The sequence below is a fragment of the Clostridium luticellarii genome (assembly GCF_002995845.1).
In the GTDB taxonomy this organism is placed as follows: Bacteria; Bacillota; Clostridia; order Clostridiales; family Clostridiaceae; genus Clostridium_B; species Clostridium_B luticellarii.
Genome location: NZ_PVXP01000036.1, coordinates 1 through 21,984, shown reverse-complemented (window position 1 = coordinate 21,984; position 21,984 = coordinate 1). Strand labels below are relative to the sequence as shown.

Below are 21,984 nucleotides of genomic sequence, written 5' to 3'. Positions count from 1 at the left end.
CTATATATTTTCTTTTACAGCTTCAACTATTTCTTCTGGTGAAAATCCCAGATCCTTCATACTTTTTATAAAAACACGGAGTATGTCATCCGCCATTTCTTCCTTCAGCCTTTCTATCATGGATATATCCCCGCTTACAAAGGTACCCATGCCCCTTTTCTTGTAAGTAATGCCTTGCCTTTCAAGCTCCTGATAGGCTCTCTGAATAGTATTGGGATTGACCTTAAGTTTTACAGACATCTCCCTTACAGAAGATAGTTTGTCTTCTGGTTTTAACTCTTCACTTATTATTTTCATCTTTATAGTATTCATTATTTGAATATATATGGGTATATTGGGATCAAATTCAGCTTCCATTTTTTCACCTCCACATGGAATTATTAATCTTAGTGTCCTATTATTATAATACACTAGTTCTTTAGTAATGTCAATCTATATATCGTACACACTGTTTGTCCATAAATTATTTATTTCATTTTCAATTAAATAAATAATATTTTTGAATGTATTTTATACAAATAGAATACTATCGTTGACTATGTAAGAAATAACCCCTTTTTTGTGTCCAGGGAATACAACAGATTTTATTTTTACCTTGCCAATATTCACTATATCCCCGTCCTTGAGTTTTTTACAACTCGCATTCATGGTATTGCCAATATGGAAATATCTGTTTTCAAATTTATCCGTTAATATATCTGACGAAAAGTATATATCCGCATTTTTAAACAGCTTTATACCTCCAATATGGTAAAAATTAGGATAGGTCAAAAATACACCGGAAACTGATTGAGGATAAATATCTATTTTTTTTAATTCTTTTCTTATAATAGACGGCATAAATCCTGTATTAAAACATATGGTGTTTTCACAATCAGAATATATAAAGAAATTAGAAATTAATGTTCTCACTACATATATGTTTCCTGTTAATTTCTGGGTTTTACTCAATTTAAACAATGCCATTTTCCTCCTAATTCCGTTAGTAAAACAATATCCTTTTTGTAGCATATCCTTCTTTTATCAATTTATGCATCCAGAGCTTATTTATCCAAATAAGCAAATTCTGCCTGAATACGAAAAATCATTTGGCAAATGACAAAATGGATGCTGCACAATGCAGCACCCATATATGTTATCTATAAAAATTTTGATGGAATAAATAGTATAAATTAAAATTATATGCTAAGAATAATTTACAGAACAGCATTAAATATTTTTTATCGGGAGGCATAGAATTGAAAAAGTTATTGTACATTACTGCAAATACAAAACCTGAAGATGCATCTGCGAGCAAAACCGCAGGAAGGCGCTTCATAAACAATTTTATATCTAAAAACCAAAACAATTATGCTGTAGAAGAACTGGACTTATACAATGAAAATATTCCTGAAATAAATCACAGAATATTCATCGGCAGGGGACAGCTGGTTTCCGGGGATATCTACAATAGTTTGTCAGAAGAGGATAAAAAAAAAGTAGATAGAATAAATGCACTCTGTGATCAATTTTTGAGTGCAGATACCTATGTAATAGCAGCTCCCATGTGGAGCTTGAGCTGCCCTTCAAGACTAAAGTCATATTTGGACTGCATTATGGTAAATGACAAAATAATCAAAATATCCGGGGAAGATGCAGTGGGACTCCTGGATGATAAAATCCGCAACATGGTTTATATTCAATCCTGTGGAGAAATCTATCCTAAAATATTCAGTTCCAAATTCAACCACGCCATTAATTATTTCAGGGATGTGTTTAAATTCCTAGGTATAAATAAATTTGAAAGTATATTGATAGAAGGTACGGATACATCTTCCATTGGTACTGATAAAGCCCTGGAAAATTGCCAAAAGGATATAGAAAATGTGGTAACTAAATTTTCTAAAGATACTTCAACAGTATAAGATGAATCTGAGGTTCAGGCTTAGTAATTTACATGAACAAGCCAAAATTTTATATTTTTATCGCTCCATCCCAGATCCCAGGGCACCTTGTTTCTATCTGTATTATGACAGCTCACCAGTGAATATCCTCTGGAATCCGCACCTGTCACCACAGAAATATGAGTTATATCTCCTTTTTTTTCATATGCTATAAAATCCCCTGGAAGAAGTTTGTAGGCAGCTTTATATACTTTTTCATAACTCCCATGAGCTATAACGGATGCCCTTCCGCTGTATATCATATAATTTTTGAATCCATCTGCATTCAGCCAGGAACTGGTAGCTCCAGATCTATCATAGCTCCAGCTGGAATTTTTTCTGAATTTTCCACCTTCATGCATCACCTGAGATGCAAAATTGGCACAGTCACCACCCCGGGAATTATAATTCCTATATTTCTTGTTATAGGTATATCCATATTTTTTTCCCGAAGCTATTCCACAGTATCTGTCTGCATATTCCACGGAGGACTTTCTCCCGTCCGGCATACTGGAAAAATCCCTTTTGCCTTGAGACAATATATACTGTTTTACAGAATCAGCCTTTAAATTATCCAGATTTAAAGAATCTGCGAAGGGATCCTTATACCACTCCTTGGTAATAATCCACCTTTCATCTTTTTTCTTCATATTCAGTACATGTGAAGTTCCTATTCTGCAGCTGTTTATGGATTTTGGCGCATCTGTGTATATATATTTATATTCCGTAGAACATATTAAATTCACAGAAAATTTGTCCTCACTTTTCCTAACTCTCTTGACTACTATATCAGGTGTGATTTCAATAAATTTCACTCCCTGCTTTTCTTCCCAGTTTTTCAGGTATTTCATTTTTTTTTCTTCGTGTTCATAGGCCCAGGTACCATATCTGGTGTTTTTATCATAATTGGACTCTATGAGTTTCAAGTTTCCATTTAATATAGCTTCATTTCTATCTTCAAATATTTTTTTTACAGAATTTATGATCTCATTTTTTTCATCAATTTCTTCCCCTTGTATGTTATCAAAGGGACAGATAAAAAATATAACTGAAATTACCATTAAAATTTTTAAAACTTTCTTTATTGGGAAATGTTTCATAAGCCATACTCCTCATACAATCTATATAATTTGTAAACTTATTATACCCAATCGAAATCATAATCACTCTGTAAATTTTAATAAAAGCTTCATATTTATTACAAAATCTCCACTATAATTTTTTATCTATTTTTTCAATACAGTTTTTTATCAGTTCATTTTGGAGAGGAACACCCTCATACCAACAACTGCCCTTTGATTTTTTATTTCCAAAATATCTGGCCTTTAGAATTATTTCCGGCCTGTATTCAAAATGCAGCGTATCAAAATGGCTCCATTTTCCTCCCCATACAAAATTATTCTTTTCAAATATTTCTACAATTTCTCTGGGATATTCTCTTATTCTCAGGCTTCCCTCTTCCCTGGGCACCCACTTCCAGTAATCCCTCCTATCTCTGGCAAGATCAATAGCTATTCCAAAGGAATGCGGGCTCAGCATACCTGTTCCTGAAATACACCTGTAATTGAAAGTTCCACTGCTTGGAAACAGGCATTTTGAAATATCCCCTCTATTTCGTGAAATAGGCACAAGCTCCTTCATTGCATTTTCAAGAGATATTGAAGCTCTATTGTTTCCATTGAACTGAAATCTCCTGTATCCCAAATCTGCCATCTTCAAATTTGATTCCACAGAACTTCTATTGCCGCCGTAAACCTCTTTTAAAAGAGAGTAAACCCTAATCCTTCCAGGATCACAATCTTTTTCCGCCGCCCCATCCACAGCTCCCAATGGATAAGGCTGCTCCATCATATCCTGTAAATCCGGATTCTGAAATTTTTGCTGAAAATTTTTGTCTTTTTTATCATCATACAAAATTTTTTTACCGGACTTCATGACTATATACACACTGCCGCTGTTGTCCTTTTCCACATCCGTGATATATTCCGGATAGGCCATCATAAGACACAGGATATCCTGTTTTTCCTCAATGCCATAATTATACTCACTGGAAACGGATTTTACAGGTACCTGAAGGCACATACAAAAAAATACAGCCAGAGTCACTGCTTTAATCACATTTTTTTTCATAAAATAAATCACTCCAATTCAATCCTAACTCACCCAATTTTCGGATTTATTTTATGTACATATATTCAGTTTATACATCTGAATTTAATTAATTTTTTGTTCATGAAGCCAGCTGAGCACTTCCTTGGCAAGAACTATTCTTTTTGCGGAAAAAGAATGATCCCCATCCAATATTACCTCTCTAACATCAATATCTTTCTCCTCCAACACTTTTGCCAGCGGCCTATAGTGATCTTCTAAAGGTGCTATTGCATCCTTTTTGCCTCCAACCATCAATAGAAAATGATTTTTCAATCCTTCCGATATATTAAGCAGATTCCACTTGTCCCTGTTTTCTATGATATTTTCTATAAAATTTCTGACGGTCAGTCCATTGAGAAACACAACTGCTTCGCCCCATTCTTTCATGGCTTTTTCAATTAAAAATTTATCATTGCAGAGTTTTTTTCCATAAAGTCCAAAATTAAACCCCGCAATGCATCCCACCAACTTGATTTCCGGATGATTTGCTGCAGTCATGAAAGCACTAAACCCTCCCAGACTGTGCCCAATCAAAATTATTTTTTTACTGTCAACCCTATAACGTTCCCTGGCAAAACTGGATTTCAAAAAGTCAATTGAAGATTCCACATCTTCCAGCGCATGGTTTATGGAATAATCCCCCTGACTTCCCCAGCTGCCCCTATAGTGGAATATCAGCACATTATAGCCGCTTCTAAGCAGCACATGGGCAAGATCAAAATTTTGTTCATACCCTGGAAATCCATGCAATAAAATTATTGTTGCATGAGGCCCCAAACCCTGAGCAACATGCATTATTCCCATAATTTTGGATCCCTTGCTGTCATAGTAAACTCCCTGTACCATTGCAGGATAATTTTCATCTAACTCCTGTGGATCTTCACATATAGCTTTAAAATTCATATTATCACTTTACCTCCCAAATTCTTGTGAGACAATTATAGAGTTAGTACCTTTCACTCATATACGGACAAATTTTCTATTATCGGATCTTTTCCTCAGATACTCTTCCATGGTCTTATATTCTATATTCTCACCATTTTTTTCCACTAATACAGCTTCAATATATGCATTAGCTGTATCAACACAGGTAAAGATCACTTTGTCATGAGCCAGGGCAGTATGTCTCAGCTCAAAACCGGGTTTTTTACTGTCGTATCCCTGAGTTGGTATATTCAGCACTATATCTATTTTATCTTCTTTGATGTATTCTACTGCATTTTCTATATCAATTTCACTACATTTTACCCCATTTTGCTCTAAAAATCTATAAGTTCCAGCAGAAGCAGAGATATTAAATCCCAGTTGGCTGTATTTTTTTATTACCGGCAGTGAACTGTATTTGTCCCTGTCATTTATGGAAACATAAAGATTTCCATTTTGCAGAATCTCAATTCCTGCTGCTTTAAATGATTTGTATATAGCTTTATTCTTGTATAGATCAACTCCCAGGACTTCTCCTGTGGATTTCATCTCAGGTCCCAGAGCCACATCCACCCCTGGTAATTTTTTGCTGGAGAATACAGGCATCTTCACAGCATAAATACTGCTGAACTTATATTCATCCTGCCTATATCCAAAATCCTTTATTTTCTTGCCAAGCATAATCTGTACGGCTATTTCCACCATGGGTATATCCGTAACCTTGCTTAATATGGGCACGGTTCTGGAAGCTCTTGGATTTACCTCTATCACATATACCTTGTCTCCATCAAAAGCATACTGTACATTTAAAAGTCCTTTTACATTTAACCTTCTGGCTATTTTTACCGTATAGTCCTCTATTTTTTTCAATACATCATCAGGTAGATCATTTGCCGGATACACTGCAATACTGTCCCCGGAATGTACTCCAGTTCTCTCTATATGCTCCATTATTCCCGGAATTACCAGATTCTGTCCATCAGATATGGCATCCACTTCTATCTCTCTGCCCAATATATATTTATCAACAAGTACAGGATATTCTTTTGATAGATTTACCGCATCTTTTAAGTACTGAGATAATTCCTCGTGATTGTATACAACCTTCATGGCTCTTCCGCCTATTACATAGGAAGGTCTTACAATTACAGGATAGCCTATTTCAGAAACCAATGCATCTGCTTCTTCAAGACTGGTTACCGAACCACCTATGGGAGAATCAATATTCAATTTTTTAAGAAGCACTCTGAACTTTTCCCTGTCCTCCGCCAGATCTATGGATTCAAAGGAAGTTCCCAGTAATTTCACTCCCATCTCGTTTAATTTTTTGGATAGATTCAAAGCCGTCTGTCCTCCAAATTGAACTATGACTCCATCAACCTTTTCTTCATTTATCACATTCATCACATCATCTATATACAGTGGATCAAAATACAGTTTATCTGAAATATCAAAATCAGTACTTACAGTCTCCGGATTATTATTTACTATAATAGCCTGGTATCCCGACTTCTTTATTGCCCACACTCCATTTACACAGCAGTAGTCAAATTCTATACCCTGACCTATTCTGATGGGCCCGGAACCTATTACAAGTATCTTCTTGTCTCCAGATACTATATTGTCATTTTCCAGATCATAGCAGGAATAATAGTAGGAAGTCTTTGCCTGAAACTCTCCGCTGCAGGTATCCACCATCTTGTATACCACCCGGATTCTGTTGACTTCCTTAAGCTTTTTAAGATCCTCCAGTTTCATACCCAGAAGCTTGCATATATATTTATCTGTAAATCCCATTATTTCAGCCTGTTGTATGGCATCCACACTGGGAACATTGTCAAGCAATTGATTTTCCATATCTATTATATTGTTTATTCTATTTATAAACCACTTGTCTATCTTAGTTATTTTATGAAGCTCATCCACGCTCATTCCCTTTCTCAGAGCTTCAGCCAGGGCAAACAGCCTCTCATCATCCTGCATGTTCAATTTATCAATAATCTCCTGTACACTGAGCTTTTCCAGTTTGTCCAGCTGCAGTCCTATTATCTTGCCTTCAAGACTTATCACCGCTTTTAAAAGAGCGCTTTCAAAACTCCTGTCTATAGCCATAACTTCCCCTGTGGCCTTCATCTGGGTCTTTAACACTCTGTCTGCAGTCTTGAATTTATCAAAAGGCCATTTAGGCATTTTAACCACACAATAATCAAGAGCAGGCTCGAAAAGGGCGCTGGAATTTCCCGTGACATAGTTTTTCAATTCATCCAGAGTATAACCAATTGCAATTTTAGCTGCAATCTTGGCTATGGGATATCCCGCAGCTTTGGATGCCAGTGCACTTGATCTGCTCACTCTTGGATTCACTTCTATTACCATATACCTGTTGCTCTTCGGATCCAGTGCGAATTGTATATTGCACCCGCCTTCTATTTTCAAAGTTCTTATTATCTTGATAGCAGATCTTCTCAGCATCTGATATTCTCTGTCACTCAGCGTCTGGGAAGGTGCCACCACTATGCTGTCTCCCGTGTGTATACCTACAGGATCAATATTTTCCATGTTGCACACTACCATGCAGTTGTCCTTTTTATCCCTCATTATTTCATATTCCAGTTCTTTCCATCCAGCCAGACTCTGTTCCAGAAGTATCTGGGTTATAGGACTTTCCTCCAAACCATTTTTGCATATTTCCAGATATTCTTCATAATTGTTTGCAATTCCTCCACCGGTACCTCCCAGAGTATAGGCAGGCCTTATTATAATAGGCAGACTGATTTTACTTAAAAATTCCTTGCATTCATCCAAATTAGTAGCTATGGTACTAACTGCTATAGGCTCGTCTATTTCCTCCATAAGATCTTTAAAGCTCTTCCTGTCCTCTGCATTTTTTATGGATTCCACCTTTATTCCAAGCAACTCCACATTATACTTTTTCAAAATTCCAGCCTGATTCAGTTCCATGGCCAAATTCAGAGCTGTCTGTCCACCAAAACCCGCCAGGACACCATCCGGTCTTTCTTTTGCTATTATTGCCTCCAACGATTCAACAGTCAAAGGTTCTATATAGGTCTTATCTGCAATATTCTTGTCCGTCATTATAGTTGCAGGATTGCTGTTTACGAGAATTGTCTCTATGCCCTCTTTTTTTATAGCCTCACAAGCCTGTGTTCCTGAATAATCGAATTCTGCAGCCTGACCTATTATTATAGGACCCGATCCTATTATCAAAACCTTCTTCAAGTTTTCTCTTAACGGCATTATATCACTTCTCCTTGTTTATTTATACTATAGAGTCATATATCTTATAAATCTATCAAACAGATATCCTGTATCTGTAGGGCCTGGAGAACCTTCTGGATGAAATTGAACTGAAAATATAGGGAGGGTCTTATGTCTTATTCCCTCTACAGTATTGTCGTTTAAATTTACATGGGTTATTTCAAGCACATTCTTATTGAGACTTTCCTCCTTAACCGCATAACCATGATTTTGAGAAGTTATGAAAGCCTTATCCAGGTTTCTGTCATATACCCCATGATTACCGCCCCTGTGTCCGAACTTCATTTTATAGGTATCTCCTCCCATTGCAAGAGCAAGCAGTTGATGTCCCAGGCATATACCAAATACAGGAATATTCCCAACCATCTTTTTTAAAGTGGGAATAATTTCACTTAAATCTTTGGGATCTCCAGGTCCATTGCTTAAAAGCACTCCATCGGGATGCGTGTCCATTATGACCTCATAAGAAGAATTGTACGGGAACAGGGTTATATCACAATTTCTATATTTTAGATTTTCAATTATATTGTTCTTGGCACCGAAATCCAAAACCGCCACCCTGGGACCATTTCCTTTAATCCTCTTTATACAGGAAATACTCACCTGCTGGACCAAATTTTTATCATCTTCGGAATTCAAGACATTTTTGATCTGGTTTATGTTTTCATTTTCACTGCATATTACACATTTCATTGTTCCCTTGGATCTTATCTTCTTAGTTATACTTCTGGTATCTATTCCGCTTATACCCACTATGTTATTTTTCTCTAAAAAATTTGTGAAACTGTCCTCACTCATATAATGGGATGTATCACTATATATATTCTTCAACACTATACCTTTTACCTGTGTTTCTTCAGACTGGCTAAAATTGTGATTGACACCGTAGTTTCCTATATATGGATAACACATAGTTATTACCTGCCCTCTGTAAGACGAATCCGTCAGTATCTCCTGATAACCTGTCATAGATGTATTGAAAACAAGCTCTCCTGTAGTTATACCTTTTTTCCCTATGGCTTTTCCCATAAATACAGTTCCATCTTCCAAATACAATATGGAGTTCATATTATTCCTTCTTTCTAAATATTACTGCATCTAATTATTCTCAGGCCCGGATAAAGTTGCCACCATAACCGCTTTTATGGTATGCAGTCTGTTTTCCGCTTCATCAAATACTATGGAATGCTTTCCTTCAAACACTTCTTCTGTAACCTCCAGTGCTTCATATCCAAATTTCTGGTATATATCCTCACCTGTATCCGTCTCCCTGTTGTGAAAAGCAGGAAGACAGTGCATGAATTTTACATCTTTATTTCCGCAAGCTTCTATAAGCTTTTCATTTATCTGATACGGCATCAAAGTTTTGATCCTGTTTTTCCACAGTCCCTTTTCTTCACCCATTGAAAGCCACACGTCAGTATATAGGACATCTGCTCCTTTTACACTGCTGTATACATCATCGCTTATGGTAATATGTCCTCCATTTTGTTCCGATATTTCTTTACATTCCTTGACAAGCTGATCTTCTGGAAACAGTTCCCGAGGAGCTATTATTTTAAAATTCATTCCCATTTTTGACGCACCTATCATGAGGGCATTTGCCATATTGTTTCTTCCATCCCCGATGTAGATGAAATTTACATCCTTCAAAGGTTTATCTATATGTTCTTCTACAGTTAAAAAGTCTGCCAGAACTTGAGTAGGGTGATCTTCATCGGAGAGTCCATTCCACAGGGGAACTTTTGAATACTCCGCAAATATCTCCATATTTTTTTGTGAAAAACCCCTGTACTCCACTGCATCAAACATTCTACCCATCACTCTGGCAGTATCCTTTACCGATTCCTTCTTGCCCATATGACTTCCTGTAGGTCCTATATAAGTTACTGTGGCCCCCTGATCATAGGCTCCCACCTGAAAGGAACACCTTGTTCTCAGAGAATCTTTTTCAAATATAAGTGCAATATTTTTACCCTGCAGTCTCTTCTTTTCACTGCCGCTGTATTTTTCTTCTTTGAGTTTTTTGGAGAGCTCCAGCAGATATTTTATCTCTTGCTGTGAAAAGTCCTTTAACGTTAAAAAACTTCTTCCCTTTAAATCAGCCATAAATATCTCCTCCTCGAAATTATTCTTTATAGACATCAAATCCAAACCACTTTACTGAAAGTTTTGAAAGTGTTCCGTCTTTTTTCATATCCGCTATGATTTTATCTATCTCTTTTTTTAGTGAATCATCACCTTTTCTATAGGCCACTCCCATAGGTTCTTTACTCAGTGCACCCGGTACTATCTTGAATTCACCTTTTTTCTTCTGGATATAATATCCGCCTACCTGCTCATCTATTACTGCAGCATCCACCCTGCCTATGGACATATCCTGAAAAGCTTCCGTTATCTTGTCATATTTCTTCAATTCCTTCACACCTTTAATGCCATTTGCCACTTTTTCTCCTGTGGTACCTAATTCACAGGCTATAACCTTTCCCTTTAAATCACCTGCTCCTTTTATATCCTCTCTTCCACTTTTTACTGCAATAACCTGCCCTCCATTTATATAGGATGCAGAAAAATCCGTATTTTTCTTACGTTCATCCGTTATGCTTATGGATGCAACAGCAGCATCAAACTTATTTGAATTAAGTGCCAATATGAGTCCATTAAAATCCATAACTAAAAAATTTGCTTTAACTCCCAGCCTTTTTGCTACTTCATTTGAAAAATCCACGTCGAACCCCACCAATTTACCACTGCCGTCTCTAAATTCCATAGGTGGATATCCCTCTTCTGTTCCTATAGTGATTTCACCCGACTTTTTTATCTTATCCAGCAAATTTGAATTTGCATTATTTTTAGTAGTTTGCCCACAAGCTGCAAATAATACTACACTAAAAACAACTGCAACTGCAGCTGCTATTAACTTTTTCATTATCAATCCCCCATATTTGAAATAATTTATTACAACTCTTGATTATTTTATAATTATACATATATATTCATAATAATGCAATACGCTTTGGTATATTTTTTCTATTTATTCATCAGAAAGCTGATATACTTGTTCAATTTACAATACACGATATATGCTCACAAGCTGGAAAACAAATGCGTATATAAAAAAATTAAATGCACTCTCTCAAAATGCATTTAATTAGGGTGTGTCTGAAAACAATATAGAAATAGCCTATTTAGACAAAATAAAGATAGCGGCAATGTAAACAAAAGCAATAAAAGAAAAAGCAAGTTTGTCATATCGAGTTGCAATTCTTCTAAAATGCTTGATTTTATTAAAGAAACATTCTACTAAATGGTGTTCTTTATACAACTACCAGTCACAATACCATGGGTTCCTTGTATTGGATTTTGGTGGAATGGTATATTAAGCCTCTTTTGAAGTAATGTATTCTCTAATTTCATTTGTACCATATGCCTTGTCAGCTAAAATATTGCTGCCTTTTATATCAATATTGGAAAGAATGTCTACGGCTTGTGTACTGTCATGTAAATTACCAGATGATAACTGAAAATATACTGGATTGCCAAGGCCGTCCAGTTTTTGCAATTGGAAATAAATCTTTTATTTGATTCCATTGTTCATCGGATATTTCATAACGCTTTTATACCATATAAGTAACCTCCAAGTTTTTTCTTTTATTTTATCTAAAACTCGGTTCTTGTGCAATATTTAGTTTTCAGACACTCCCTAAGAAAATATATGACATTTTTATATCTCACAGCATTTTCATTTTGGATTTAACTATACAGAAAGAGTAAATGAATTAAAATCTAAAATTAAACTATTGTAATTTGTTAAAGAGTAGATCGAGTAAAAATAAAAGAATAATAGTGTTGAGAGTTTTATATTCCCCCACCTTAAGATGAAAAAAGCAGTCAATTAAGAACCTAGGGAGATAACCTTTTCCAATAGATCGACTATCCAAAAACTTTTTTTAGAAGTTACAGGCATAGAGTTAAAAGATACACATAAAAAATTAAAGTTATCCTAATTTATGAAGGTATTCACTTATAGCTTGAATCTCTTTTTATACACTTAAATTTAGCAGACAAATATAGACAGTTTCATAAAATAACTTTTGTCTACAGTAACCTATTGATATTGCTAGGCCTAATGTAAACAATAGATCATAAGTACCTCGTATTTTATTTTCATTTTTGCGATAATTAATCCAAGCTTAAAAAAACAGCAAATGTTTTTGAAGTGGCTAGTTTTTTGGAGGTACTATATGAATAAGATTGCAAACACAAATAATTTATTAAAATGGGAAACCATTATACAAGATTGCCGTAGCAGTGATATGGGAGTTAGGGCATGGTGCCATGAAAATAATATTGTAGAAAGACAATTCTATTATTGGGAACGCCGCATTAAAGGGAAAAATCTCAAGATACAGAAAGAAACGCAAAACCAAGTAAATTTTGTTGAAATCCAGCCTCCTATCGATTCTTCAATAAGCCAATCTACTTCAACATTTAGAACAGATATGGTTATACACGTCGGAAAAAATGTATTAGAAATTTCAAATACCGTTTCAGAAAATTTACTTTCTATGGTTTTGAAGGTGATATCTAATGTTAAATAATGCATCTGATTTCGAAAAAATCTATCTTGCATGTGGCTCAACTGATTTCCGAAAGCAGGCCGAATCACTGGTGGCTCCTTCTTGTGTTTATGATACTTATTTAAAGGATGAAAAAATGTCGGGTCAGTGGAACTGGACTTATCGTTATGACAATGCGTTTGCAGGGGGAATTTTCAGTCTGGGTAACAATGGTACTCGTGTCTGCCGAGTCAGAGTACAGAAAATGTTCAAAGTGCAATAAAGAAATAGCGAGAGTAGACAAGTCCAGTAACATCAAGGAGTTTAGTCACTTCAGCCAGTCAGGGTGCAATAAATCCCCAGTCTAAGGAATTATTGCACCCTGATTAAGGACAGCAGGAGAGGGGGCTCAATCTCTTTTCCCACAGGCAAAACTCATTCTAACCAGATATGCGCCTAAGTAAATCGACAAGCACTGTACAGTTGATTTGGTGGTCGCATTTTTCGTTCAGAAAAACATGCGTGGCGCCGCCTATGATGAAAGACAGCCGTATGGTTTCCTCTGCCGAAGCGGAATCACGCATGTAGAGAGCCAAAAGCGCACTCTCGAACTTCATGATAAAAGCCTCAGTCCTGTCACGGAATAGGATGCCGAGAATATACTCGTACTTTTTCCCCGCGTCGTTGTTTTTTGCGCTCACATTTGTTATAAGTTGGAGTTACGAAACATTAAGTATTTACACAGGCTTTCCATTTGGTCATTATCATTATACAGATCATTACACAGATTTGATAGGTCCGAAATTAGGCGTTGTTCCAATCTTTATTATGTTTTCATATTTTGCAGTAGGGTATTTGTCTTGGATGATAGGACAGGTCTTGCTTGATAGGCAAAACTCAAAATTTGGTGGAGCGGATGTTTTTACAATTCCAGTTTTCTCTGCATTTGTTATGGTTCTTTGGGATTTATGTTTTGACCCTTTTGCATCGACTGTAAGGCAAGGTTGGATATGGGAAAATGGCGGTGGCTTCTTCGGAGTGCCAATTGGAAATTATTTGGGATGGTTTTTATGCACGTACACATTTTTTCAATTGTTCGCATTATATTTGAAATTTTGCTTTTACAAAAACAATGGTGACAAAAACGAGCAAACTCGCAACTTATGGTTGATGCCATGCCTTATGTATGGCGCGGTTGCGTTGCAACATTTGTTGGTAATTTTTAGCGGTGGCGGAGATGCAACAGTTACGACGCTTGATGGCAGGTCTTGGATTGTCGGGGATATTAAAGAAACACTTACAACGATTTGCATATTTACAATGGTGTTTATCTCGGCGCTGTCCTCCGCAAAAGTGCTGGCAAAGACAAGTGCTTCCGGTAATAAATGAAATCTCATTCTTCCTCAGTACTATTCCCAAGCGAATCGGGGCTGTCATAGAGTATATTTCTTTGCGAGCCTCAAAGACGAGGACGGCAGTTTTCGGCGCATTAAGAAGCAATAACTTATAGCAAACAAATCTGTAAGTCACTTAATCATACTTATGTTGAAAAAGATGCTTTATCGGATTTTGTTCGCAAGGGCGATGTGGAGCATGTAAAAAAATTGTTTTTTATCTCTCTAGTAACCGTTGAGGGATGAACAATAATCTTCACTGCTATTTTAATAATAGAATCTTTAAAGACTAGTCCCATTTCAATTGTCATTCGATCATTGAGATTTATTTGTTTTTTATTATTATCTGTCATATCTGCCTCCTGGGCAATTGGCAAACTATATCTAACAGCCAAGAAATGCAGTACAAGACGTTTTCATGCTCTTTATGACAAGGATATCGTGAAAATGTACTTTTGGAAGCATGGAAAAGAGTAAAAGAAAACCAAGGTTCAAGTGGAGTGGACGGAATCCGAATTGAAGATATCGAAATCATAGGTATTGAGAAATACCTATGAGAAATCCAACAGGAACTCATGGATGGCAGATTTTTGTTAGAGCGGGGCCCTGTTTGGCAATACGTAAGCTTTGCTAAACAAATAAACCGCCTGCTATACAGGTGAGTCAGTATCTCTTTCTAAATTCATCAGGTGAAAAGCCGGTCATTTTCTTGAATATTCTGTAAAAATAATTGGTATTTGAAATACCTACCAGTACGCCGATTTTATTTGCAGGTAGATTGTTGGATCTCAGATATTCCTTGGCGTGGTCGATTCGTAGATTAATGATATATTCAGTTGGTGAGTATCCTATATATTCTTTAAAGAGCCTGCATAGATAGTACTTGCTGTAGTTAGAAAAATCAGACAAATAATCCAGAGTGAGATGGTTTGCATAGTTATTATTAATATAGCGAACAAGAAGAACCAAATTTTCCGGAATTTTTTTTCGAGCATTATTATATTCATCTCCGTGAGTTAGTAGAAGTACAAGTATGCCTTCAATGGCCAGGGATACCTGCAAATCCTTATATGCACCAATTGAATCATAAGCTGAAGCTAACTTTTCCAATGCAGCCTGAAAATTATTTTCGGCAGTATGGTTAAAATCCATATGGAAATTTACGTTCCCCTCCTTGGAAAATTCATTAAAATAATATTCTGCCAGTGGACCATCAAAATGAAATACGCAGTGGTGCCATCTGTCAGTGGCTGTCTTGTAAAAGTGTGGCTTTCTGCAGTCAATAAAGAAACCGTCTCCAGGTTTTAACTCATAACATTTCTCATCATATTCTAAATATCCCAAACCGTCATAACTATATACAATTTCGTAAGAAGAATAGTCTTTACGCCTGGTAAAGTAACTTTCTGTCATATCAAAGACAGAAAATGATTGCACATAGAACAGGGAAGTTTGTGCAAAGGTACTTACTACAGACGGAGCTATCACGTTATAAGTACCTTCCATGTTAAAGGAGGCATCCCAGGGAAGATTAAAATCTTTTTTAATATCTCCAGTGTAGTCCGGAGAATTTTGATCCAGATATTCATCGATTATACTGGCAATCATATGTTCATTGATAACCGGAGATGAAAGAGTCTTTCTTATAAAATGTATATTTTCAAACATATTTGGTATTTCCTCCGTAAATAATAATTACCGACCATAGCTAATGTCGTAAATTAATTATACATGAATTTAGTAAGAAGGGCAAGATAGTGAACATATACAGCACCATAGTATTTGAATTACTCCTTATAATCAAAACAAATAAAGGAAACAATGGCGACAAGATTATACTTAAACCGTTGCAAGAAATTATTTTTATGCAAATCTCGGGACAATAAAATGGCAAAATCAGTAAGGATAAAGGAGGAAAAATAATGAAGCTGATTAATTTAAAAACTTCACACAGGGATAATTCCATTGGCTTAGATAAAATACCATATTTTTCATGGATGATAGAAAGTGATGAGCCAGATACTTATCAGTCATCTTATAGAATATGGGTGTTAAATAAACAGAAAGAAATTGTATGGGATTCAACAGAAATCCCATCTGATCAGAATGATTATATTAAGTATGAAGGTGCAGAACTTCAAAGCTGTGAAAAATACATTTGGAAAGTGGAAGTTACTGATAACCATGGAAATTCAGATGATGCATCAGGAACCTTTGAAACAGCGTTTTTAGGACCGGCTTTTGAGGGGACAGGAGCAAAATGGATATCAGAAGCTAATCCTGTAATAAAGCGGGATGTGGGATTTGGTAATCAGCCTAGAGCTACATATTTCAGACGCGAGTTTAACCTCGATGAGAAACCTCAAAATGCGACAATTTATGTTACGTCTCATGGTGCATATGAGTTTACCCTCAATAAGGAAAATGTTGCAGATCGTAAATTGGCAACAGAATATTCATCTTTTGAAAAAGTATTATTTTATCAGAACTACAATATTACAGATAAGATCAATGCGGGAGCTAATGTCCTAGATATCACGGTAGGTGATGGTTGGTATTGTTCTATAAAAAATATGATGAAAGTAGAACTGGAGGATAAGTATCATGCACTTATTTATGCAATAAAATTCAGTTTCGCTGATGACAGATGCCAGTGGGTATATTCTGATGAGAATACACTGTGTACAAATGGACCGATTATTTCTTCTGATTTATATGGAGGAGAGATATATGATGCAAGAGAGAAAGTGACAGATTCAGGCAACTGGGAGAAATGTGTCACGAGAGATTTTGCAACAGACATCTTAAGAGCACAGGTTTCAGAGGGCATAGAGATTGTCGAAACTTTATCCCCTGAGAATATTTATGTGTCACCTAAGAAGGAGACAATAATAGATTTTGGCCAGAACATAGCAGGTATTGTTCGTGTAAAAACTCACCTGAAGGCCGGAGAAGAAATAATTTTAGATCACTTTGAGGTAACTGATAAAGCCGGTAATTACTTTGATTCGATTATTGATGGCGGTGATGTTGGAAAAGGGTGTGAACAGAGAACAAAATTCATTTCAGATGGCAGTGAGGAAGTGTATGAACCTCATTTTACCTTCCAGGGATTTAGATATGTAAAGGTAACAGCACCGGAGGGGTATGAGATTAAAGCAGAAGATTTTGAGGCACTGGCATTATCTACAAAAAAGAATACGCTGGGAGAATTCGAATGTTCTGATGATCGAATTAACAGACTTTATAAGAATACGATCTGGTCTCAAAGATCTAACATGATATCAATTCCTACAGACTGTCCACAGCGAGAAAAGGCTGGATGGACCGGGGATATTGCAATGTATGCAAAAACTGCTCTGCAAAATGAAGATGCTAATGCTTTTCTGGAGAACTGGCTGATCAGTGTAGAAGCAGATCAGTCCGAGAATGGAGCAGTGCCAATTGTAGTGCCTTATAATCACATATATGTGGGTACAGCTAAAATGCTGGGAAAGCTTTGTATGAACAAGGGTGTAGTAGGCTCGGCAGGCTGGGGAGATGCTGCAGTACTGGTTCCATGGGCCATGTATGAAGTGTCCGGAAATACAGACATCTTGGAAAAGCAATATAAATGCATGACTGGCTGGGCAGAATATATAATTAATGCTTCAAAGAAAAGAGGCTCGTTCAGCTCTCGTAAATATGAGAAATATCTGTGGAATACAGGATTTCATTTTGGCGACTGGCTCATTCCAAGTCTTTCGAAAAAGGGCTATGATATGAAGCTGATCATGAAGGCTGTTTTTGGAACGAAAAAGCTTGTAGCTCCCATATTTGGATATAACACTATTTCTATAATGGCAGAGACAGCAAAGCTTCTGGGAAAAATTAGTGATGCAAAAAAATATGAAGAGCTTTCGAAAAACATGAAGAATGCAATCCAGCACACAATGATAAACTCTGAGGGCAGAGTAAGGCGTGAATACATGGGTATTTATGTGCTTCTGCTGGCATTTGATCTTGTGCCGGAGAATCTGGTAGGTAAAGTAGGCAAACATTTGGTAAGAATGATTGACGAAAATGATGGATGTCTTGATACCGGATTTTTGGGAACACCATACATACTTGATGCATTATGTAAGAGCGGTCACACAGATAGAGCATATAAACTGTTAATGCACGATAAATGCCCATCATGGCTTTATGAGGTTAATAAAGGTGCTACTACAATCTGGGAAAGCTGGTTCTCATATGACAAGAATGATGAACCACTTAGTATCAGCTTTAATCATTATGCCTTTGGCTGTGTGGATGACTGGATGTTTAGGTATATTGGTGGCATTTTTCCGACTGCTCCGGCATATAAGACATTCGATATTATGGTTCCAAAGAAAATCATGCTTACCGGAATTAATCATGCAAAGCGTTCTTATATTTCTGAGAATGGACTTATTGAATGTGAATGGAAGATTGATAAAGATAAGCTGTCAATGAATGTAAAAGTTCCTTGCAATACAACTGCAAGAATTCATTTATGGGATGGCAATGTGAAGACTGTCGGAAGTGGTGAATACCGGTTCTGAATTGTTTTCGAAAATGTAAAATAAACCATTATCTCAGGTAAGGAGAGAAAAATGAACAGACAAAATAGTAAAATTAGTTTTGGTGAGAAAACCAGTTAAGAGAGGAGATAAAAATATTTACTATGAGAACTGAGAACAAACAAAACGAAAAGAAAAGCGATAGCCGTATTTCTGTCGGTTTCATTATTGGAACGATTATTCTTGCGGCAGTGCACCTTTTATTCTGGTGGATATTTGAAGTTACGCCTTTGTTTTATGTGGTATTTATCATCTTGTTTGCTGCGTTCATCTTTATAAGGGTACGATTCAATCCCCGCAGATGGAAGAAGCTGATCGCATGGATACTTTTCATCATCCTACTGATTGGTTCCACCTGTCTGACAAGAGCAAATACGGATGTTTCTATTGCAGGAAATGCATTAAGCGGAGTTATCAAAACATTTTCCCATTATGTCACTCCTAACACAAGCATTAACGTAAGCCAGGCAGAGCCATACAAGTTCGGAAGCTGGAAGGTGCCGGACGGTTATACAAACACAGAGATTAGCCTGGACAATGCCCGTGGATACTATCTTGTGAATGATGGAGGGAACCATGATCAGATCATTTATCAAATTCATGGAGGTGCATATATCATGAATTTCTCCGATACGTATAACACCACGGCGATGAACTACTCCAAGTCTTATGACAATGCGGATGTATTCTCCATTGATTACCGTACAGCTCCGGACAATCTGTATCCGTGCGCCTTGGAGGATGCCATTGATGGCTACCACTGGATTCTGGAGCAGGGCTACTCCGCGGACAGTATCATTGTTTATGGTGATTCCGCGGGCGGCGGCCTGGCTCTTGCAATGACGATGAAACTCCGTGATAATGGCGAGGAACTTCCGAGGGCGATTATTCTATCCTCTCCATGGGCGGATTTGACTGCATCTGGGGAGTCCTATAAAACAAAAATAGAGGCGGATGCTATTTTCGGTACCCGAGCAGGAATGCCGGCACCGGAATATCCGGTTCCTATCACTTATGCAGGCGATTCCGACAGAACCGATCCATATATTTCTCCTGTTTACGGAGATTTTACAGGTATGCCACCCATGCTGATCCAGGTGGGCTGCGATGAGTTGCTGCTGTCCGATAGCGTTACCGTTGCCGAGAAAGCAAAATCTGTCGGAGTGGATGTAACCCTTATTGAATACTCCGGCATGTTCCATACCTTCTATATCATTGCGCCAACTATTCCTGAGGGAGTTGAAGCATGGAATCAAATCGAGATTTTCATTTCCGATCTGAAATAAAGAATTTATTTAACCATCAAGAAGGTATGTTTTGAAATAATTTGAAGGAATACATTGAAGGATAGAAAAGATTACTAGAAAGGTTAAAAAGAGAGATTGCTTGTCAGATAAATTAAGAGTAGACAGGGATATAATAGACCAATCCAATGTGATTACCTACTTGATAGCTGATTTTCCAGCATCATATATATCAGATGGAAATGATTCGACTGTTGATAAGCAGGCAAAAGATTTACATAACAAATTAGAAAAGATGGGTATAAGAACTATTTTAATTATCATGAGAGAAGTGAAGCGGTTTTATTCCATAGTAATGAATCAGACGGATCAAAATGGGAAAAGGACAATATGGATAAAGGAGTAGATTTGATACCTTGGCAAGATTTTCAATATGTTTTGTGTCTTTAGCATAGCGAAAGGAAAGGATATAGAAGTTGAAAGAAAAACAAATGAAAAGAGCTAATAGAATTTTACTTGTTGTATTAATATTCTATGGAAGTGGCCTTTTATCAAATTTCTCGGGAACGTACCTAGATTTGTGTAAATCAAGTCTAGGTACGTTATTTTTATGTATGTATAACTGGTAATAATAAGTATAAATAATTTTTAGGAAGGAACTTAAAATGAATGTATTAGAAATACCAGATATTGATTTAAAAAAAGAGTTAAATAAATGCAGTAACACGGAAGATTTAGTAGGTAAAAATGGACTTATGCAGAAACTGTTTGGTGGTATAATATAGCAATTTCTAGAAGCAGAAATGGAAGAACATCTGGGGAGAGAAAAGTATGTAAGATTATCTGATGAAAATAAAGATTATGGGAATGGGTATAGTCCCAAAAATATTAGAACTAGTTTTGGACCGGTTAAAGTAAATGTACCAAGAGATAGAAAATCTGAATTTGAGCCTAAGATAGTCAAAAAATATGAAACAGTCTGCAGTGAACTTGATAAAAAAGTTATAGGTTTATACGCGAGAGGTATGTCTGTAGATGATATAAAATCGGAAATAGATGAGCTTTACGGGGTGGATATATCTCCGGCGATGATATCCAAAATTACAAATAAAGTTATGGATACAGCATTGGCATGGCAGAACAGAGCTCTTAACCCTATATATGGATGCTCTATATTTTAAAGTCAGAGAGGAACACAGAATTGTAAATAGAACTGCCTATGTTTGCATGGCACTTGATGTAAAAGGTCATAAAGATATACTGGGTATATGGATTGGTGAACAAGAAGGAGCAAAATACTGGCTGTCTGTATCTAACGATCTTAAAAACAGGGGTGTTAAAGATATTTTAATAGCATGCATGGATGGACTTAAAGGGCTTCCAGATGCAATTAAAGTAGTTTTCCCTGAAGTTAACATACAGAGTTGTATAATACACCAGATAAGAAATTCTATAAAATATATACCGTCGAAAAATATCAAGGCTTTCATGAAAGATTTAAAAAAAGTATATAAAGCAGTTAATGAAACAATGGCAAGCCAGGCATTACAATCACAGGCGGATAAATGAGGAGATAAATATCCCATAGTTGTACAGTCATGGCAAAATAACTGGGAAAACCTATCTACATTAAATATAAAAAATCTTTTCAAATAATTCACCCCTTAAAGGCTATTTAATGCAATCTCTATTTTTCAATATTATTTTTTATAGAGCTTTTGTATTATTTTAAACGATATTAACGATAAAACATATAGAACAAATAAGTATATTGACATATACGAAATGCCCTCTTTTTTTATAATTAGTTTATTATTAATTGAAAAATGTGAATATATTATTGTATATAATGGGAGCGTACCTAGATTTGTGTAAATCAGATCCAGGTACGTTATTTTTACGTATACATAACTGGTAATAGTGGTAAT

At 36.3% G+C, this 21,984-nt stretch carries 19 protein-coding genes and 1 pseudogene; 8 read left to right on the top strand and 12 right to left on the bottom strand.

Features of this window, described 5'->3' with window-relative positions; genetic code table 11:
• Together CLLU_RS11745 and CLLU_RS11740 are read right to left on the bottom strand one after the other, a co-directional pair.
• Complete coding sequence (locus CLLU_RS11745) at window positions 1-357, bottom strand: GntR family transcriptional regulator (protein WP_106009979.1); 357 nt, start codon at window positions 355-357, stop codon at window positions 1-3.
• A 153-nt stretch (window positions 358-510) separates the two neighbouring features.
• A complete protein-coding gene (locus CLLU_RS11740) occupies window positions 511-966 on the bottom strand; it encodes an MBL fold metallo-hydrolase (protein WP_106009978.1) in 456 nt (151 codons plus the stop codon).
• Between the two features lie 272 nt (window positions 967-1,238).
• On the opposite strand from CLLU_RS11740, the gene CLLU_RS11735 reads away from it, so the two are divergent.
• Window positions 1,239-1,904 (top strand): FMN-dependent NADH-azoreductase, encoded by a 666-nt coding sequence (locus CLLU_RS11735; protein WP_106009977.1) that lies wholly within the window; start codon window positions 1,239-1,241, stop codon window positions 1,902-1,904.
• Window positions 1,905-1,924: 20 nt separating this feature from the next.
• Here the strand turns inward: CLLU_RS11735 and CLLU_RS11730 are convergent, their stop codons facing one another.
• The 8 genes from CLLU_RS11730 to CLLU_RS11690 all read right to left on the bottom strand — a co-directional run bounded on the left by CLLU_RS11730 (window position 1,925) and on the right by CLLU_RS11690 (window position 11,838).
• Complete coding sequence (locus tag CLLU_RS11730) at window positions 1,925-3,022, bottom strand: amidase domain-containing protein (RefSeq protein WP_106009976.1); 1,098 nt, start codon at window positions 3,020-3,022, stop codon at window positions 1,925-1,927.
• A gap of 112 nt (window positions 3,023-3,134) precedes the next feature.
• Window positions 3,135-4,052 carry a M15 family metallopeptidase gene (locus CLLU_RS11725; protein WP_106009975.1) on the bottom strand — a complete coding sequence of 306 codons (918 nt, stop codon included), beginning with the start codon at window positions 4,050-4,052 and terminating at the stop codon, window positions 3,135-3,137.
• Between the two features lie 84 nt (window positions 4,053-4,136).
• The gene (locus tag CLLU_RS11720) at window positions 4,137-4,976 is read right to left on the bottom strand and encodes an alpha/beta hydrolase family protein (RefSeq protein WP_106009974.1); all 840 of its coding nucleotides are present in this window, start codon (window positions 4,974-4,976) and stop codon (window positions 4,137-4,139) included.
• A gap of 57 nt (window positions 4,977-5,033) precedes the next feature.
• Window positions 5,034-8,255 carry a carbamoyl-phosphate synthase large subunit gene (gene carB, locus CLLU_RS11715; RefSeq protein WP_106009973.1) on the bottom strand — a complete coding sequence of 1,074 codons (3,222 nt, stop codon included), beginning with the start codon at window positions 8,253-8,255 and terminating at the stop codon, window positions 5,034-5,036.
• A 27-nt stretch (window positions 8,256-8,282) separates the two neighbouring features.
• Window positions 8,283-9,344, bottom strand: coding sequence for a glutamine-hydrolyzing carbamoyl-phosphate synthase small subunit (gene carA / locus CLLU_RS11710; protein ID WP_106009972.1), 1,062 nt, complete (start codon window positions 9,342-9,344; stop codon window positions 8,283-8,285).
• A 30-nt stretch (window positions 9,345-9,374) separates the two neighbouring features.
• The gene (gene argF / locus CLLU_RS11705) at window positions 9,375-10,385 is read right to left on the bottom strand and encodes an ornithine carbamoyltransferase (RefSeq protein WP_106009971.1); all 1,011 of its coding nucleotides are present in this window, start codon (window positions 10,383-10,385) and stop codon (window positions 9,375-9,377) included.
• Window positions 10,386-10,404: 19 nt separating this feature from the next.
• Window positions 10,405-11,205: an ABC transporter substrate-binding protein gene (locus tag CLLU_RS11700; RefSeq protein ID WP_106009970.1), complete on the bottom strand. Its 801-nt coding sequence runs from the start codon at window positions 11,203-11,205 to the stop codon at window positions 10,405-10,407.
• 450 nt (window positions 11,206-11,655) lie between these two features.
• Complete coding sequence (locus CLLU_RS11690) at window positions 11,656-11,838, bottom strand: transposase (protein WP_158255920.1); 183 nt, start codon at window positions 11,836-11,838, stop codon at window positions 11,656-11,658.
• A gap of 682 nt (window positions 11,839-12,520) precedes the next feature.
• Between CLLU_RS11690 and tnpA the strand changes: the two genes are divergently transcribed.
• The 3 genes from tnpA (at window position 12,521) to CLLU_RS11675 (ending at window position 14,224) form a co-directional block, all read left to right on the top strand.
• Entirely contained in the window at window positions 12,521-12,877 is a 357-nt protein-coding gene (gene tnpA / locus CLLU_RS11685) for an IS66 family insertion sequence element accessory protein TnpA (protein ID WP_106009967.1), read from the top strand.
• The gene (locus tag CLLU_RS11680; protein WP_106009966.1) at window positions 12,867-13,118 is read left to right on the top strand and encodes a hypothetical protein; all 252 of its coding nucleotides are present in this window, start codon (window positions 12,867-12,869) and stop codon (window positions 13,116-13,118) included. Before tnpA ends, CLLU_RS11680 begins: the two co-directional genes overlap by 11 nt.
• Window positions 13,119-13,450: 332 nt before the next feature.
• Complete coding sequence (locus CLLU_RS11675) at window positions 13,451-14,224, top strand: carotenoid biosynthesis protein (protein ID WP_106009965.1); 774 nt, start codon at window positions 13,451-13,453, stop codon at window positions 14,222-14,224.
• A 151-nt stretch (window positions 14,225-14,375) separates the two neighbouring features.
• Here CLLU_RS11675 and CLLU_RS11670 read toward each other — a convergent pair whose 3' ends face one another.
• On the bottom strand, window positions 14,376-14,582 hold the full coding sequence (locus CLLU_RS11670) for a helix-turn-helix domain-containing protein (RefSeq protein ID WP_106009964.1): 207 nt from the start codon (window positions 14,580-14,582) through the stop codon (window positions 14,376-14,378).
• A 310-nt stretch (window positions 14,583-14,892) separates the two neighbouring features.
• Window positions 14,893-15,897: a helix-turn-helix domain-containing protein gene (locus tag CLLU_RS11660; RefSeq protein WP_106009963.1), complete on the bottom strand. Its 1,005-nt coding sequence runs from the start codon at window positions 15,895-15,897 to the stop codon at window positions 14,893-14,895.
• Window positions 15,898-16,151: 254 nt separating this feature from the next.
• Here CLLU_RS11660 and CLLU_RS11655 point away from each other — a divergent pair, with 254 nt between their 5' ends.
• The 4 genes and pseudogenes from CLLU_RS11655 to CLLU_RS11640 all read left to right on the top strand — a co-directional run.
• Window positions 16,152-18,794 carry an alpha-L-rhamnosidase gene (locus CLLU_RS11655; RefSeq protein WP_106009962.1) on the top strand — a complete coding sequence of 881 codons (2,643 nt, stop codon included), beginning with the start codon at window positions 16,152-16,154 and terminating at the stop codon, window positions 18,792-18,794.
• Window positions 18,795-18,916: 122 nt separating this feature from the next.
• Window positions 18,917-20,098: an alpha/beta hydrolase gene (locus tag CLLU_RS11650; protein WP_106009961.1), complete on the top strand. Its 1,182-nt coding sequence runs from the start codon at window positions 18,917-18,919 to the stop codon at window positions 20,096-20,098.
• A 100-nt stretch (window positions 20,099-20,198) separates the two neighbouring features.
• Window positions 20,199-20,462, top strand: a complete 264-nt coding sequence (locus tag CLLU_RS11645; protein ID WP_106009960.1) for a hypothetical protein — start codon at window positions 20,199-20,201, stop codon at window positions 20,460-20,462.
• Window positions 20,463-20,721: 259 nt separating this feature from the next.
• Window positions 20,722-21,685: pseudogene (locus CLLU_RS11640) on the top strand (IS256 family transposase); the annotation flags it as partial.
• Window positions 21,686-21,984: the final 299 nt, after the last annotated feature.

What these genes read in the sequence shown, in the direction of transcription:
- CLLU_RS11720 (WP_106009974.1), bottom strand. Translation starts at nt 4,976, where the DNA reads ATGAATTTTAAAGCTATATGTGAAGATCCACAGGAGTTAGATGAAAAT.
- CLLU_RS11725 (WP_106009975.1), bottom strand. Translation starts at nt 4,052, where the DNA reads ATGAAAAAAAATGTGATTAAAGCAGTGACTCTGGCTGTATTTTTTTGT.
- CLLU_RS11680 (WP_106009966.1), top strand. Translation starts at nt 12,867, where the DNA reads ATGTTAAATAATGCATCTGATTTCGAAAAAATCTATCTTGCATGTGGC.
- argF (WP_106009971.1), bottom strand. Translation starts at nt 10,385, where the DNA reads ATGGCTGATTTAAAGGGAAGAAGTTTTTTAACGTTAAAGGACTTTTCA.
- carB (WP_106009973.1), bottom strand. Translation starts at nt 8,255, where the DNA reads ATGCCGTTAAGAGAAAACTTGAAGAAGGTTTTGATAATAGGATCGGGT.
- CLLU_RS11730 (WP_106009976.1), bottom strand. Translation starts at nt 3,022, where the DNA reads ATGAAACATTTCCCAATAAAGAAAGTTTTAAAAATTTTAATGGTAATT.
- CLLU_RS11675 (WP_106009965.1), top strand. Translation starts at nt 13,451, where the DNA reads ATGATAAAAGCCTCAGTCCTGTCACGGAATAGGATGCCGAGAATATAC.
- CLLU_RS11740 (WP_106009978.1), bottom strand. Translation starts at nt 966, where the DNA reads ATGGCATTGTTTAAATTGAGTAAAACCCAGAAATTAACAGGAAACATA.
- tnpA (WP_106009967.1), top strand. Translation starts at nt 12,521, where the DNA reads ATGAATAAGATTGCAAACACAAATAATTTATTAAAATGGGAAACCATT.
- CLLU_RS11670 (WP_106009964.1), bottom strand. Translation starts at nt 14,582, where the DNA reads ATGACAGATAATAATAAAAAACAAATAAATCTCAATGATCGAATGACA.
- carA (WP_106009972.1), bottom strand. Translation starts at nt 9,344, where the DNA reads ATGAACTCCATATTGTATTTGGAAGATGGAACTGTATTTATGGGAAAA.
- CLLU_RS11650 (WP_106009961.1), top strand. Translation starts at nt 18,917, where the DNA reads ATGAGAACTGAGAACAAACAAAACGAAAAGAAAAGCGATAGCCGTATT.
- CLLU_RS11700 (WP_106009970.1), bottom strand. Translation starts at nt 11,205, where the DNA reads ATGAAAAAGTTAATAGCAGCTGCAGTTGCAGTTGTTTTTAGTGTAGTA.
- CLLU_RS11745 (WP_106009979.1), bottom strand. Translation starts at nt 357, where the DNA reads ATGGAAGCTGAATTTGATCCCAATATACCCATATATATTCAAATAATG.
- CLLU_RS11655 (WP_106009962.1), top strand. Translation starts at nt 16,152, where the DNA reads ATGAAGCTGATTAATTTAAAAACTTCACACAGGGATAATTCCATTGGC.
- CLLU_RS11660 (WP_106009963.1), bottom strand. Translation starts at nt 15,897, where the DNA reads ATGTTTGAAAATATACATTTTATAAGAAAGACTCTTTCATCTCCGGTT.